15 protein-coding genes are annotated in these 15094 nt (G+C 63.5%); 7 read left to right on the top strand and 8 right to left on the bottom strand.

Features of this window, described 5'->3' with window-relative positions; translation table 11 throughout:
* Positions 1-221: 221 nt before the first annotated feature.
* Together JWR51_RS08830 and JWR51_RS08825 are read right to left on the bottom strand one after the other, a co-directional pair.
* A complete protein-coding gene (locus JWR51_RS08830; RefSeq protein ID WP_299746389.1) occupies positions 222-2924 on the bottom strand; it encodes an autotransporter outer membrane beta-barrel domain-containing protein in 2703 nt (900 codons plus the stop codon).
* 191 nt (positions 2925-3115) lie between these two features.
* Positions 3116-4051, bottom strand: a complete 936-nt coding sequence (locus JWR51_RS08825; RefSeq protein ID WP_299746387.1) for a phytanoyl-CoA dioxygenase family protein — start codon at positions 4049-4051, stop codon at positions 3116-3118.
* A 131-nt stretch (positions 4052-4182) separates the two neighbouring features.
* On the opposite strand from JWR51_RS08825, the gene JWR51_RS08820 reads away from it, so the two are divergent.
* From JWR51_RS08820 to JWR51_RS08810, 3 genes are all read left to right on the top strand, one after another.
* Complete coding sequence (locus JWR51_RS08820) at positions 4183-5040, top strand: AraC family transcriptional regulator (RefSeq protein WP_299746384.1); 858 nt, start codon at positions 4183-4185, stop codon at positions 5038-5040.
* 78 nt (positions 5041-5118) lie between these two features.
* Entirely contained in the window at positions 5119-5463 is a 345-nt protein-coding gene (locus tag JWR51_RS08815) for a metalloregulator ArsR/SmtB family transcription factor (protein ID WP_299746382.1), read from the top strand.
* A 14-nt stretch (positions 5464-5477) separates the two neighbouring features.
* Complete coding sequence (locus JWR51_RS08810) at positions 5478-5963, top strand: SRPBCC family protein (RefSeq protein WP_299746381.1); 486 nt, start codon at positions 5478-5480, stop codon at positions 5961-5963.
* Positions 5964-6010: 47 nt separating this feature from the next.
* On the opposite strand, the gene JWR51_RS08805 is transcribed toward JWR51_RS08810, so the two are convergent.
* The gene (locus JWR51_RS08805; protein WP_366525565.1) at positions 6011-7228 is read right to left on the bottom strand and encodes an MFS transporter; all 1218 of its coding nucleotides are present in this window, start codon (positions 7226-7228) and stop codon (positions 6011-6013) included.
* 550 nt (positions 7229-7778) lie between these two features.
* Between JWR51_RS08805 and JWR51_RS08800 the strand changes: the two genes are divergently transcribed.
* From JWR51_RS08800 to folK, 4 genes are all read left to right on the top strand, one after another.
* Positions 7779-8720 (top strand): hypothetical protein, encoded by a 942-nt coding sequence (locus tag JWR51_RS08800; protein ID WP_299746379.1) that lies wholly within the window; start codon positions 7779-7781, stop codon positions 8718-8720.
* Between the two features lie 154 nt (positions 8721-8874).
* Positions 8875-9726 (top strand): dihydropteroate synthase, encoded by an 852-nt coding sequence (gene folP, locus JWR51_RS08795; RefSeq protein WP_299746377.1) that lies wholly within the window; start codon positions 8875-8877, stop codon positions 9724-9726.
* 4 nt (positions 9727-9730) lie between these two features.
* Positions 9731-10111: a dihydroneopterin aldolase gene (gene folB / locus JWR51_RS08790; protein ID WP_299746375.1), complete on the top strand. Its 381-nt coding sequence runs from the start codon at positions 9731-9733 to the stop codon at positions 10109-10111.
* A gap of 6 nt (positions 10112-10117) precedes the next feature.
* Positions 10118-10561, top strand: a complete 444-nt coding sequence (folK, locus tag JWR51_RS08785) for a 2-amino-4-hydroxy-6-hydroxymethyldihydropteridine diphosphokinase (RefSeq protein WP_299746373.1) — start codon at positions 10118-10120, stop codon at positions 10559-10561.
* Here the strand turns inward: folK and JWR51_RS08780 are convergent.
* From JWR51_RS08780 to JWR51_RS08760, 5 genes are read right to left on the bottom strand one after another with little or no spacing between them, the layout of a single operon-like run.
* Positions 10558-11334 carry an ATP12 family protein gene (locus JWR51_RS08780; RefSeq protein ID WP_299746371.1) on the bottom strand — a complete coding sequence of 259 codons (777 nt, stop codon included), beginning with the start codon at positions 11332-11334 and terminating at the stop codon, positions 10558-10560. The two genes, folK and JWR51_RS08780, sit on opposite strands and share 4 nt — an antisense overlap.
* Entirely contained in the window at positions 11327-12001 is a 675-nt protein-coding gene (locus tag JWR51_RS08775; RefSeq protein ID WP_299746368.1) for an HAD-IA family hydrolase, read from the bottom strand. Before JWR51_RS08775 ends, JWR51_RS08780 begins: the two co-directional genes overlap by 8 nt.
* The gene (locus JWR51_RS08770) at positions 11998-12990 is read right to left on the bottom strand and encodes an RluA family pseudouridine synthase (protein ID WP_299746366.1); all 993 of its coding nucleotides are present in this window, start codon (positions 12988-12990) and stop codon (positions 11998-12000) included. The genes JWR51_RS08775 and JWR51_RS08770 overlap by 4 nt, the downstream gene beginning before the upstream one ends.
* Positions 12987-13370: a fluoride efflux transporter CrcB gene (gene crcB / locus JWR51_RS08765; protein WP_299746363.1), complete on the bottom strand. Its 384-nt coding sequence runs from the start codon at positions 13368-13370 to the stop codon at positions 12987-12989. Before crcB ends, JWR51_RS08770 begins: the two co-directional genes overlap by 4 nt.
* Positions 13370-14686, bottom strand: a complete 1317-nt coding sequence (locus JWR51_RS08760) for a replication-associated recombination protein A (protein ID WP_299746360.1) — start codon at positions 14684-14686, stop codon at positions 13370-13372. The genes crcB and JWR51_RS08760 overlap by 1 nt, the downstream gene beginning before the upstream one ends.
* Positions 14687-15094: the final 408 nt, after the last annotated feature.

Below are 15094 nucleotides of genomic sequence, written 5' to 3'. Positions count from 1 at the left end.
CTACTGACTGTTGAAAATGACTACTATGTCACTGAATGAGTTTCGCATTTTGCCTCTAACGAATGCTTACGCTTTTGCCCTGCATCCGCTGCGTCGCCTCGCAATTGGTCTAATATACACCCTCAAACCCTGCGACAATTTCACCCTCACATCGCCTGTTCAGGGACTTCACCATCACCAATCATTCTCAGCGCTAGCGTCCCCTCGCTCGTCACGCCACGTCAAAACCCCACCTGCAGGCCGAACTGCGCCTTGCCCGATGCCCGCTCGCTCCCCAGTCCCCTGGTATAGCTGGCATTGCCGAACAGGCTGACCTTGGGCGCCAGCTCGGCGGTAAATCCAACGCCCACTTCCAAGGCCGTATCATCATGGCGGGTCTCCAGCCGGTCGGCATCGAGCATCGTTTCCGTGCTCCCGAAGTCCCTCCACAGATTGGCGTACACCGCCGGCTCGATAAACCCGTTCTCCAACGCGATACGGTTGTCCAACCGCACGCCGATGCGCCCCGTCGCCCCGCTGTCGCCACTGAAGCGCACATCGGCAAAGGCGTCCGAAGTCTGGTCCAGCCACAGGCCCTGCCAGATGATCTGCCCCTGCGGCTCCAGCGTCCACCCGCCCGCCAGCGGCAGCGGATACCCCGCCTCCAGCGACGCTGTCAGCCCCAAACCGGACACATTCACGCCCGCGCCACGCGTCGATGTCGCCGACCCGCCGAGCCAGGAGCCCATCAACACCCCGTCGACATACCAGCCGGACGGCCCGACATGGGTCAGATACACCCCGGCCTGCGTCGAACTGAGATTGAGCGTGCCGACATCATAATCGGCCCAACCCAGCGCAAAGCCGCGAATGTCGCCACTCATGCCCGCCGTGCCGGCGAACACGCCGCCGGAGGTCTGGTGTCCATCACTTTCCATGTTGAGCAGGTCGAGTCCCGCTTGCACGCCATAAGTCTGCCCATCGAACGTCGGCGCGACCGTGCCGGTCCAGGATTGTTCAGTGCGCTGGCCGTAGACCCGCAGCCAGCCCGGCTGCGTTCCATCCACCACATTGCCCTGGCTACCCCGGCGCTCGTCCAGCGTCCCCACTGCCTGTAATCCCAGCGCCAGCGCCGCGACCGGCACCACCGCATAAGTGGCCGCTTCCAGCCGATACAGCGGCACCGCCGCAGCCCCTGCCAGCAACTCCGCAGTCGGCAGCCGCGCCTGCGACGTTGGCGGTACGATCGCGAACCGCCCTGCCGGCGCCACTGCCGTCGGTGGCGCCACGCCAGGGTCCAGCACCGGATCGGGATCGATCGGCTGCGGGGCGATCGGCGGCACGACCGGCGGATCGGCCGGCATCACCGGCGCCTCCACATCGGGCACCGGCGGTCCAGGATTGATCACTGGTCCCGGATCGGGCGGCGTCGGCACTGGCTCATTCACCGGCGGCGGCGGTGCCGGCGGTGGCGGCGCTGGTGGCTCGGGCGGCGGCGGCACTGGCGGCAGCGGCACATTGATCAGGCTGGATCGAAGATACCAGTTCTCCTGCGTGTTCGCCTCCACGCCGCCCTTGAACAGCAGGTATTCATAAGCCCCCGCTGCCACCGCCCGGTCCAGGGCGAAAGCGTCGCCATTGGTGGTCCCGCCGTTGATCGCCTGCACCACCATGATGCCGCTCTGACTGGTGCTCGCGCCCGGCCCGCCCGCATTGACGATGCCGAGACCGGTCAGCCCGCTCGCCGTCCCACCCGAAATCAGAAGCCGGTCCGACGCCGAGCCGTCGCTGCCCAGATACGTATCGAGCACCACCGAGCCATTCAGCCCTACATAGTCGCCGTTGATGGTCAGCCGGTCGGTTGGGGTCTTGGCCGCGTGGCTCATATAGATCGTGCCCGCATTGCTCACCCGCGCCAATCCGGCCCCGAACGGGCTAATGGCCGCATTGCCATCAACGATGATGTCGCTGGTCGCATCGATCCCCAGCAAACCGGTCCCCGTATCGCTGCCTCCCAGCACCAGCGCCCTTCCGTCCAGCGTGAACGACGAACCATTCGTCAGCTCGATAGCCTCCCAATTGGTATAGCGCGCGCCATTGGCGCTCTGCGTGCCGTCGAAAATCAGCACGTCCGTTGCCGGCGTCACCACGCGCGCATCAGTGCCAACGCCGCCATCGATCGACGGCGTCACCGAAAGCGTCGCCTCGTTCAGGCCGCGCAGGGTCGCCAAGTCGGCGTCCTGCCCCATCAGCACGCTGCCGAACACCGCGCCGCCGTCCCAAGTCAGCTCGTCATTGCCAAAGCTCATGCGGATTTCGCCGCCCACCGTGCCGCCGCTCAGCCGCATGATGTCATTGCCGCCGCTGACGCTGATATTGCCCGCGATGGTGCCATCGGACATCTCGATAGTGTCGAGCCCGAACCCCGTCACCAGGTTGCCGTGGATACGGCCGCCCCGCAGGTAAAAGAAATTGTCGGCCAGCTTCATGTCGACCCGGCCGATCGTGCCGTCGCTCATCACCGCATAGTCGCCGTCCTCGAACGCCCCCACGATGCTGCCGCCACTCATGTTGAAGGTGTCGTAGCCATCGCCCTGCTGCAGTGTGCCGATCTGCCCACCGCTCATGGTGAAATCGTCGATGCCGTTGCCCTGGCTGACCGCTCCCGTCACCTGCCCCGAGGCCATGGTGACCCGGTCCGCGCCGCCGCCAAACGTGATATTGCCGCTGATCACCCCGGCGCCACCGGCCGGAAACGTCAGGCTGTTATTGCCGCTCAGATCGGTCAATCCCGCCGGCCCTGGACTATCGCAGATATAGGCGTCGTCGCCCGCCGTCGGGGCGAACACACAGGCCGCTTCCACACCGCTCGACCAGAGAAACGCGGTGATGGCTGCCGCCGGAACAATCAGGCACGGGCGTCGACGATCGAACTCTAAGCGCATGGTGTGGCCCCCTGCGGTGAGACATTCGCAATACGTTCGACGCTGGCATCAGAATAACCCAGCCGACAAAAAATACTAGCCGGTAGAGGTTTAGCTCGATCCGGCCGCTATCTGTAGACCTCAACCACCCGGGATCTGCCCGCCGCGCCACCCCCACAAAAGCTTGGGGCGCCACCGGCGCCCCATTCAATTTACCAGCTCTTGAGCCCCAGCAGCTTCTCCCCCAGCGGGTTCAGTTTGGCGGTCTGCGCGTGGTTCTTTTCCCACTCGCGCGGATCGCCAGGGAAGGCGTCGCGCTTCGGCGAATCCAGTTCCCGCCACAGCCGCACCCGCTCGGCGCGGTCGATCACGTCGCCCTCATTTGCCGGATACATCGAGATATACTGCGCCATCCGCACCCGATCCTTGGAGTGGTTCGGCCGCACGCCATGGGCCAGCAGCGTATTGAAGATCATCAGGTCGCCCGGCTCCATCTCGATATTGGTGATGGTCAACCCGGTCGTATCCGGATGCATCGGATCGCGGTCCGCCGGCTGCGTCTTCACCCATTCGTCGAAATTGTAGAACAGCTCCGGAATGCACTGGAATCCGCCCACATCGCCATCCTGCTTGACCAGGCTCAACACCCCCTGCACGCCGATCGGCAGCGGATCGAGCGAAGTATCGCTGTCCCAGTGGATGAACCCGTTCGGATTGCCATGCACCTTCTTGGGCACATTCAGGTTCGCCCGGTCGATCGACACCCACAGCTCTTCCAGATCCCAGACATCCACGAACGCATCGTAAATGCGCTGTTCCATCCGGTTGTCCCACAAGTATTGGTGGTTGTAGATTTCCACCATGCCGGTGCCGTTCAGCTCCTTCATGATGTGATCGCGCCGCTGCGGCGCATACCAAGTGCTCTGGTCTGCCGGATTCTTTTCATCAAAATCCCACAGTAAAGCCTTGAGCCGCTCGACATTTTCCTGCGGCACCGCATTTCGAACAATCACATAGCCCTTCGTCACCCAGTGCTCCCAGTCCGCGGGGCTGAGCACTCTCAAAGGCAGCTTCTTGACGATATCCTTGAGCTGCGTCGTCACGACCTGCGTGGTCGGATGGCTGTCGCGCTTGGCTTCGGCTTGCATGAAACTCTCCCATGTCTCGTCCCCTCAGGACTGTTCGATGGGTAGAGGCTAACCCTGCCGCGCCGCCAAAGCTTGCCCTCGACCAGCAATGATTGATACTATTCTGGCGTCCACGACCCATCCGGTGCCAGATGAAGCCCTATCTCGAACATCTGACCGTCACCGATGACGCCTCCTGGGCCATGCTCAACCGCCGCCTCGACGACGCCATCCCCTTCCAGTGGCATCACCACCCCGAATACGAACTGACCCTCACCCTCAACTCCCGCGGCCAGCGCTTCATCGGCGACCACATCGGGGAATACGATGACGGCGACCTCGTCCTCATCGGCCCCTACCTGCCCCACACCTGGTCCTCCATCGACAAGCCCGACCCCAACCAGCCCCACATTGCCCTCGTCATGTGGTTCCTGCCCGATTGGGCCGAGCATCTCACCGCCAAATTCCCCGAATTGCGCAGCACCGGCGCCATGCTCGCCCGCGCCGCCGCCGGCCTTCGCTTTTCTCCCGCGACCTCCGCCGCCGCTCGCCCGCTGATCGAAACCCTGTTCCAGCGCCCCCCGACCGAGCGCTTCCTGCTATTGCTGCAGGTCCTCTCCCTCCTCGCCGCCGACCGCGCCGCCACGCCCCTCGCTGCCACCGCCCCCAACACCACCAGCCCCACCGCCGAACGCACCCGCATCGACCGCGTCCTCGATCACATCCACCAAAACTTCGCCGAACCGCTGACCATCGCCACCCTCGCCGATATCGCCGCGCTCAGCCCCTCGGGCCTGCACCGCACCTTCTTGCGCCATACGCGCCAGACCGTCAGCCAATACCTGATCCGCCTCCGCATCGGCCGCGCCTGCGCTCTCCTATCCTCCACCGCCCTCCCCGTCGGCCAGATCGCCGGCGACGTCGGCTACGACTCGCTCGCCAATTTCAACCGCCAGTTCAAAGCCCTCAAGGGCGCCACCCCGCGCCAATACCGCCAGGCCTTCCTCTAACCATCCTTAACCTTTCGGTTGACAACAACGCCCGCGCCCTATACTTAACCAATAAGTTCACAACCATTCGGTTCACTCATGTCCGACGCCCTATCCGCCACCCTCGCCGCCCTCGCCGATCCCACCCGCCGCGGCATGCTCGCCCGGCTCACCCACGGCGATGCCACCCCCACCGAGCTGGCCGCGCCTTATGCCATGAGCCTCGCTGCCATCTCGAAACACCTCAAGGTGCTGGAAACGGCCGGCCTGATATCCCGAGGCCGCAATTCACAATACCGTCCCTGCCACCTCGAGGCGGCCCCCCTCAAGGACCTTTCTACCTGGGTCGGGGAATACCGCCGCTTCTGGGAAAACAACCTCGATCAGTTGGACGCCTATCTGGCCGAACTGCAAACCGCCGACACTTCCACCCCCAAGAACTGACGAAAGGACCAATCATGGACGACCTCAAGATCACCTCCGGCAACACCGTGCCGACCGTCACCATCACCCGTACTTTCAACGCGCCCCGCGCCTTGGTCTGGAAGGCCATGTCGCAGCCAGAGCACATCATTCGCTGGTTCGGCCCCAATCGCCACACCAACCGGGTGATCCATTTCGATTGGCGTATCGGCGGCTCATGGAAGATCGAAACCACCACGCCCGAAGGCCAGGTCATCCTGTTCCATGGCAATTATCTGGAAATCGTTCCGCCCGAGCGCACGGTGCAAACCTTCGGCGTAGAAGGCATGTTCGATGGCAAGATGGCCACCGAAACCCTGACGCTCAAGGAGGCGGGTGACCGCACAATCTACAGCGTCACCTCGCGCTTCGACACGGTCGAGGAACGCGACGGCATGCTCGCCTCCGGCATGGAATATGGAGTCCGCGAAGGCTTCAAACGCCTCGATCAGATCCTGGAAGAATTCAAAGCCAAGGCCTGAATATTCTTGCTTACCCTCTCCCCTTGCGGGAGAGGGAAAAAAGAGCCCTATTCTCCCGCCACCGCCAGCGGCGCCCAGCGCGTTTCCCGCCGGTCCAGCGCCACCGAAATCCCGAACAGCGCCAGCCCGCCGATAGCCATCACCGCGCCAACCACCCCGGTCGAGCCCCAGCCATAGCCCGCCGAAATCGCCATCCCGCCGAACAATGCGCCCAGTGCATTAGCCAGGTTGAACGCCGCGTGGTTCAGTGTTGCCGCCAGTGTCTGCCCATCTGCCGCCACGTCCATTAGCCGCGTCTGCAACGCCGTGCCGATTGCGACCGTAAAGCCGACACACAAGACGCTCAGCGACGCGCCTACCACCGATTGCGCCATGATCGGTATCGCCGCCAGCACCAGCACGTTGAACGCCAGCATCCCGCCGATGGTACGCATCAGCGCCTTGTCCGCCATGGCCGCGCCGACAATATTGCCGAGCGTCATGCCGACGCCGAACAGCGCCAGCACCAGCGGCACCCAACCGATTGGCACGCCCGCCACGTCCGTCAGCAACGGCACCACATAAGTGAACACCGAGAACATGCCGCCGCAGCCGATCGCTGCGATCCCCAGCGTCAGCCAAACCTGCGGGCGCTTGAGCGCACTCAATTCCTTGAGCGGCGACGCCCCGGCCAAAATCACGATTGGCGGCACGAACCGCGCGATCATCACGAAAGCCAGCACTCCGACCACGCCCACGCCGGCGAAAGTCGGCCGCCAGCCCATGCCCTGCCCCAACCACGTCGCCACCGGCAGGCCCACCAGCGTCGATATGGTCAGCCCCAGCATCACCCGACCCACCGCCCGGGCCCGATAGCCCACGTCCACCATCGAGGCCGCCACCAGCGCCGCGATGCCGAAGTAAGCCCCATGTGGCAGCCCGCTGATAAACCGCAGCACGATCAGCGACGCATAATTCGGCGCCACCGCGCTGCCGAAATTGCCCAGTGCAAACAGCAGCATCATCGCCAGTAACAGCGGCCGCCGTCCCAGCTTCGCGCCTAGGATCGCCACCAGCGGCGCCCCCACCACCACGCCCAGCGCATAGGCACTGATCACATGCCCCGCTTCCGGCGCGCTGATCCCCAGCTCGCCCGCCAGATTGGGCAACAGCCCCATGATGGCGAATTCCCCAGTGCCGATACCGAACGAACCCACCGCCATCGCTAGGATCGCCAGCTTGGCGCCAGTCGTGAGACCGCTTGCTACAGACGCAATATTCGACACGGCGCATACTCCGGCGACGGCCAGCCTCGGCCGAAGCCGATTTGTCCTGTCCGCAATGTGGGTTAGGGACCGTTTGCAATTCAGGTCAGGTTGAGCCGAAAATGCCGGGTTTTGAGAACCGGACCGGAGCGTACGCTCGAGTACGTGAGGACCGGAAGCGCAGAAAACGGGCATTTGCAGGCCAACATCACCTGAACGGCAATTGGTCCGGCCGGCTCGGGAGGAGCTTGGACCTGCGTCAGGTGTACGGGCCTCAGGCGCCACGCCGCAATCGACAAATCTGCATTGCGGCATTGCGGCGCAGCCCGCTCAATGGGCGCCAATTCAGCTCCCATTCACGCTCCGCGGCCGACAACACCGCAAACTGCATCGCTAAACCGGTCCCCCAATACTCTCCCGCCCGGAGCATTCCGCCATCGCCGCCAAAATCCTCGCCGTCGCACACATTCTGGTCGGCCTGGCCTGCTCCGCCATAGCCATCCCCTTCATCGGTCTGTTCCTGACGGATCCCGGCGCTAATCCCGGCTATCGCGCCGCTGGCGGCGTCTTCGTGCTGCTATTCCTCGTCTACTTCGCCCCCAGCGTCATCGGAGGCATCGGCCTGTTGTTCAACGCCCATTGGGCGCGTCTGCTGCTTCAGGTTCAGGCTTTCGCCTATCTCTTCCTGATCCCGTTCGGCAGCGCGCTTGGCGTTGTAACGCTCGTCGTCCTCCTGGGCGACCGAACACCGTCCAACGCCACCATGGATCAATCCGGCCAACCTCTCCCAGCCCCGGGAGCCCTGCGTAACGTCCTGAACCGCCCGCTGAGCGGCGCCGGCAGCGTCTTTGCCGCCATGGCCATTGTCGGCCCCGGCTTCGTGATCATCATCGATCTGCTTTACCACCTCAACGAGCCCCGCACTCCGCCCGAACTCGATCAGGCCGCCATCATCGCCGTGCCGTTGCTGCTGGTCGCCATCGTCTTGTTGGTCCGCTCTATCCGCATGTCCGAAGGCATTGCTGCTGATTGGCGCAGTATCGACTACTTCGGCCTGCGCCGCCGTCGCTGGCAGCGCGAGTCACGCCTCCTGACCCAGGAAGAGCACCGACGCGTCAAGCGTCTCGGCACCGACCCGGCCATGCGGAAATATGCCGACCTGATCCGGCAGGGCCAGCATTGGAACGACGACCAGATCGCCTACGACATGGACCCGACCCGCCTGGTCACCTGCGCCCACATCCAGCCCATCGAACGCGCCATGCGCGACGCCGGCATTCTGGTTCGCCCGCTCTACGGCGCCCTCGCCAATGCCGCCTGCTGCGTCGACAGCCCGCGCCTGCAGGCCCGTTTCGACATTACCCTCCCGGTCTGGTTCAGCGACAGCATCCCCGGCGACCGCCCCTATGATCCCGAAGGCGCCGCCATCATGTGCCGCGAACACGGCTCCGGCATCTGGCTCCTCCACCCCAGCGACGCCACACCGGACACCCCAGTGTTTCCTGCCGCCTGATTACAGGCTCCAACGCTCAGTTCTCGCACTCTGACTCATCCAACCCACGACGTCATTCCCGCTCAAGCGGGAACCCATTCTGCGGATTCCCACCTTCGCCACAACAACGCCGTGATATGACAAAAACATCGCAATGCGCTGTCGGACACCCACCTTGCACACCACCCACACCATCCCCCTGTCCCATCATCGCGTCCTTACCCTCGGCCCCAGGCCCACCATCATGGGCATCCTCAACGTCACTCCCGACAGCTTCTCCGACGGCGGTGAACACGCCCTGCTCGACGCCGCCATCGCCCACGCCCATGCCATGATCGCCGAAGGCGCCGACATCATCGATATCGGCGGCGAAAGCACTCGTCCCGGCGCCACCCCCGTCTCGATCCAGGACGAACTCGACCGCGTCATCCCGTTGATCGAAGCCCTGGTCGCCGCCGGCATCACCACGCCCATCTCCATCGACACTTACAAGCCCCTGGTCGCCGACCAGGCTATCCAGTCCGGTGCCGCTATCATCAACGACGTCCACGGCCTGCAAGGCGCGCCGGAGATGGCCGACATCGCCGCACTGCATGGCGTCCCGGTCATCGCCATGCATTGGGACAAGGCCCGCGATCTCACAAAACCCATCGCCGATGAAGTCCGCCGCTGTTTCGACGCCACAATAGCGCTGGCCGAACGCGCGGGGATAAACCGGACAAACCTGATCCTTGATCCCGGCTTCGGTTTCGCGAAGTCGCTTGGTGACAATTATGCGCTGCTCGATGCTACCCGAATGCTCACCGAAATGGGCCTCCCGTTGCTTATTGGTACCTCGCGCAAATCCATGATCGGAAAATTGCTCGGCAACGAGCCCCACGAGCGCCTCGCCGGCACCATCGCCACCAACGTCCTGGCCTATGCCAAAGGCGGGCATATCTTTCGCGTCCACGATGTCCGAGCCAACCGCGACGCCCTTCGCGTGGCGCAGGCAACGCTGTATGGTCCCCCCGAAAACGCGAGGTGACCGCATGGCCGACCCCTACACTGGCGACCGTATCATCCTGAAAGACCTGGGCTTTTACGGCTACCACGGCGTTTTTGCCGAGGAAGCCAAGCTCGGTCAGCGATTCTTCATCGATCTGGAATTGGGTGCCGATCTCTCTGCCGCAGCCGAGACCGACCGCCTCTCCGCCGGGATCTCCTACGCGGATATCTACGACGTGGTGAAACAGAGCTTCGAAGGCCAGCGCATGAAGCTGCTCGAAGCTGTCGCCAACAACATCGTCGAGGCACTTTTCCAGTCTTTTCAAGGCGTTAACTGGATTATCCTGCGCATCCGCAAGCCCGAGGCTCCCATCGCCATGGTTCGTGGCGAGGCCGCCATCGAGCTTCACCGCGTCCGGAAATAGTCAACGATGTCAAAAGCTTGGCTCAGTCTCGGTGCCAATATCGGCGATCCACCGGCCCAGCTGGCCGACGCAGTGGATCGAATCATTTCGCAGCCGCAAATCGCCCTGATCGCCGCCTCGTCCGTCATCACCACCAAACCCTGGGGCAAGACCGATCAACCCGACTTCGCCAACATGGCGATGAGCATCGTCACCAGCCTCAAACCACTGGAATTGCTGGATGTTTTGCAGTCCATCGAACTAGCCATGGGCCGCGAACGCATCGAAGTCTGGGGCCCGCGCCTGATCGACATCGATATCATCGCCTATGACCGGCGCATCGAGTTATCCCCGCGTCTGACCCTGCCGCATCCCTATGCTCACGAACGCGATTTCGTCCTCGATCCGCTCCGCGAGATCGATTCAGAAACCGCCGACTGGGTCATCGCCACGGCGGCCAGCAAAAGCTAATTCCGCAGCCATTGCACGACGTTGACGGCGGTATCGAACTCCAGCCGCCGCTTCGCGCGCCGCTCCGCCGCCTCTTCGTCCTGGCCCCAGAATTTGATCTGGTGATCCTCGTCCACATGCGCCGCTGCCCACACCTGGTCGGGCGTAAATAACTTATGCAACAGCCCGATCGCCAGCAGCCCCGACCCCGTCAGCCCGGTGATCGACACCAGCGCCGTCATCGTCAACAACCCCTGCTCCTGCAACGCATCCCCAAGCCGCGCCAGCGTCGCCGCCGGCTGCGCCTGGTGGATAATTCCGATAGTGGGTTGAAAACTCACACCAAAATGGCGCGCCAGCGTCACCAGTGCTGCGTCCCAGCTTGCTTCCTGCTCATCGACCAGCGTCTGCGGCGCCTCGGCCCGATACAGCAGCGCATCGCCCGCCGCGAACTTCAGCACCTCGTCACGGAACGCCGGGATCATCTTCTCCCCGCTCTCCAGCGCCGAATTGATCAATCTTACCATGGGCATAGGGTCGGGATTGATAAACTCTCCCTGCGCCGCCCACTCCGCCGCCATCACCGTGGCGATCTCCGCCACCGGCACCACGACCGCGATCTTGCCCGGCGTCTTTACCGGCCGCCCATCCAGCGCCACCGTGAACCCACCATCCACCGCTAAGACACTGACTTCCTTATAGAATCGCTTCGGCAAATCCGACTTCACCCGATGATGCGCCCGGCCGAGGCCAGCGTCGCTATGCTGGTGGGCATCTTCAAGCTGGTCACGCATCGCTTAACTCCAGTACCGTCCTGATCGCCGCGTCGAGGTCCTCATAACGGTCGATCACCGCGTCCGCCCCAGCCTCCAGCAGCTCGGCCGTCTCATGGTAACCCCATGATACTGCAATAGCTTTTGCGCCTGCGGCCTTGCCCATCTCGATGTCGAACGTGGTATCGCCGACCATCACCGTCTGCTCCGGCTTCGCCCCGGTCTCGCTCATCGCCCGATACATCATCCCCGGATGCGGCTTCGACGGATTATGGTCCGGCGTCTGCAACGTGACAAAGTAATCCTCGATCCCGTGCAGCCCGAGAATGCGGTGCACTCCGTTGAGCCCCTTGCCCGTCGCAATGCCCAATTGCATATCCGGCCACAGCCGCAGCCTCTCCAGCGCCGACAAAGCCCCGGGAAACAGGCCCTCACGGCCTTCATCGGTCACCACCGAGGCGCGATAGTGGCTCTTGTAGCTCTCCACCAGCCGCGCGATCAGCCCCGCATCGTCGCTCTTGGCCAAGCGCCCCAGCGCCACCGGCAGCGATAGCCCGATCACCCGCCGCGATTCCGCCGGCACCGGCGCCGCCAGTCCCGCACCCGCGAATGTCGCCGCCATATGCTCGGTGATCAGCGCCTGCGTGTCGATCAACGTGCCGTCCATGTCGAACACGACGAGGATCATGCGCCCTCCTCCTCCGGGTCCTGTTGCTGGATGTCGTAGCGATCCGGATCAAACCCCAGCGCGTCAAAGCTCTGCCGCATATGCGGCGGCAGCGGCGCCGAAATATCCAGGCGTTTTCCGCCTCGTAGGGGGAACGCGATGCGCCGGGCATGCAGGTGCAACCCCTCGCCCAGCCCCGGCGCGCCCTGCCAGTTCTCGATATTGAAGTAGCGCGGGTCACCAATAATCGGCGTCCCCAACTGTGCCATATGCACGCGCAACTGGTGTGTACGCCCCGTCACCGGCTTCAGCGTCACCCAGGCAAAGCGTCGGCTGGCCGTATCGGTGGTCGAGTAATAGGTGGTCGAGTGCTGAGCCCCGGGCGTGCCGTTTTTCACGACAACCACCTGCTCGCCATCCATCCCGCCCTGCTTGGCGAGGAAACACGAAATCTCGCCCTGCTGCGGATGAGGATTGCCGGCGACCACCGCCCAATAAATCTTGCGCGCCGAGCGCGAGCGGAACACCGTGCCGAAATGGCTTGCCGCCGCGTGCGTCTTGGCGACTACGAGACAGCCGGACGTATCCCGGTCCAGCCGATGCACCAGCCGCGGCGGCTCGCCCTTCTTGTTGGGCAGGCTTTTCAGCATCCCGTCGAGATGGCGATAGGTGCCGCTACCGCCCTGCACGGCCAGGCCGCTGGGCTTGTTGAACACGTAGATATCGTCATCCTCATAGATGATCAGGTCGCGCAGGAAATCGGCGTCCTCGTCGCGCACCTTGACGGGCTTGACCGTTTCGGGATCATCGATCGGCGGAATGCGCACAGTCTGGCCGGCAACCACCCGCGTACTGGTCGTCACCTTGGCCTTGTCGACCTTGACCTCGCCGTTGCGGATCAGCTTTTGCAGGCGCCCGAAACCGAGCTGAGGAAAATGGTGCGCGAACCAACGGTCCAGCCGCATTCCATCTTCGTCCTGGCTCACCAGGCGCTGTTGAACCGCACTCATACGGGCAGGCCCCTTGTCATCAAAAGCCCCAGATATAGGCAGACGACCGAAACCACAACCGACAACACCACATAGGTGCCCGCCTGCCCGATTTCGCCGCGCTCGATCAGGGCAATCGTATCCAGCGAAAACGAGGAAAACGTGGTGAACCCGCCCAACACGCCGACCGCCAGAAACAGCCGTCCCTCAGCCGCCCAGCTCGGCATGGCCTTGGCTAACCAGCCGATCAGCAGCCCCATTGCCAGCGAGCCGACAATGTTAATGAGCAGCGTCGCCAGCGGAAAACCGGATGGCCAGACCCGGCCCACCAAGACCGAGGCCCCATAGCGGGCCATGGCGCCGATACCGCCGCCCACGCCCACCAATACCACGCCAACCATTATTCGCCCCCGCCCCGCTTCTCCGCCCGCAACCGCTCGAAATACTCGATCCGCTTGCGATATTCCCGCTCGAACCCGCGCTCCACCGGCTCGTAGAACTTCTGGCGGCCAATCTTTTCGGGGAAATACTCCTGCCCCGAAAAGCCCTCCGGGGTGTCGTGGTCATATTGATAGCCCTCGCCGTAGCCAGAACCCTTCATCAGCTTGGTCGGCGCATTGAGGATGACCATGGGTGGCATCGGCGAGCCGGTGGCCTTGGCGACGCTCGTGGCGCCCTTGAAGGCGGTGTAGACCGCGTTCGACTTGGGCGCGAGCGCCAGATAGACAACGACCTGCGCCAGCGCCAGTTCACCCTCAGGCGATCCAAGCATCTGGTAGGCATCCCGTCCCGCCACCGCCTGCGGCAGGGCCTGCGGGTCGGCCAACCCAATATCCTCGACCGCCATGCGGATCAGCCGCCGCGCCAGGAACAGCGGGTCTTCACCGGCGTCCAGCATGCGTGCGAAGTAATAGAGAGCAGCATCGGGGTCCGATCCGCGCACTGTCTTGTGCAGCGCTGAAATGAGGTTGTAGTGCCCGTCCTGCGCCTTGTCGTAGATCGGGGCGCGTCGTTGCACCACGGTGAGCAGAGCCTGCCCATCAAGCACTTCGCCCGGCTTTGCGGACGCCAGCACTTCCTCCACCAGCCCGAGCAGCGCCCGCCCGTCGCCATCCGCCAGCGTCAGCAGCGTCGCCCGCGCTTCCTCGTTGAGCGGCAGGGCTTCGCCGGTCAGTTCTTCGGCCCGCTCCACCAACAGCGCCAGGTCTTCCAGCGACAGCGACTCGAACCGCAACACCTGGCTGCGCGACAGCAAAGCGGCATTGAGTTCGAACGACGGATTTTCCGTCGTTGCGCCCACCAGCACCACGGTGCCATCCTCCATAACCGGCAGGAAACCATCCTGCTGGGCCCGGTTGAAGCGATGAATTTCGTCGACGAAAAGCAGCGTCTTGTGCCCGGACAGCCGCTCGAACCGCGCCTTCTCGAACACCTTCTTGAGATCGGCGACGCCCGAAAACACCGCGGAAATCTGCTCGAACCGATAGCCGATCTGGTCCGCCAGCAAGCGCGCCACCGTGGTCTTGCCGGTGCCCGGCGGCCCCCACAGGATTAGCGACCCCAGCCGCCCCGAGGCGATCATCCGCCGCAGGGTGCCATCAGGCCCCAACAGATGGGTCTGCCCGATCACCTCGTCGAGCGAACGCGGCCGCAACTGGTCGGCCAGCGGTCGTGCTGTGTCACTATCGATGGGGTCGGCGGAAAACAGGTCGGTCATGGCTGCATTCTATCAGACTGCTGAAGCGCATACAGCGTTCTCGGGCGTCAACTTCACAGTGATCCCCGACAAAGCGGAGATTCCTGTTCCACCGGCGGTCATGCCGAAACGCCGTGCAGCCCGAGCGGCTCACGGTTTTGCAAAGACTGCGGCATGCGGCGAGACGTGCCTCATGGTAATTTGTAGTAAGCGAGACACATCTCGCCGCATGCGATGGGGTTTCTGGCCGCCCGAACGTGGCCTCCATTGTTTCAGGAGACGAACGTCGCACTGGCCCAGGGATCGCGCGACCGCATTCCCCTCCCACCAAACTCTCCACAGCCGTTCGTCGCGAACCCGCAGCCATTGTGGAGATATCGGGGGCGAGGATACAGCGGGTTTTGGGGGTGGGGATTAGTTGGATAGATT

Origin of the sequence: Devosia sp., assembly GCF_028290625.1 — a bacterium.
GTDB lineage: Bacteria > Pseudomonadota > Alphaproteobacteria > Rhizobiales > Devosiaceae > Devosia.
This window is presented reverse-complemented; position numbering and strand designations above follow the sequence as displayed.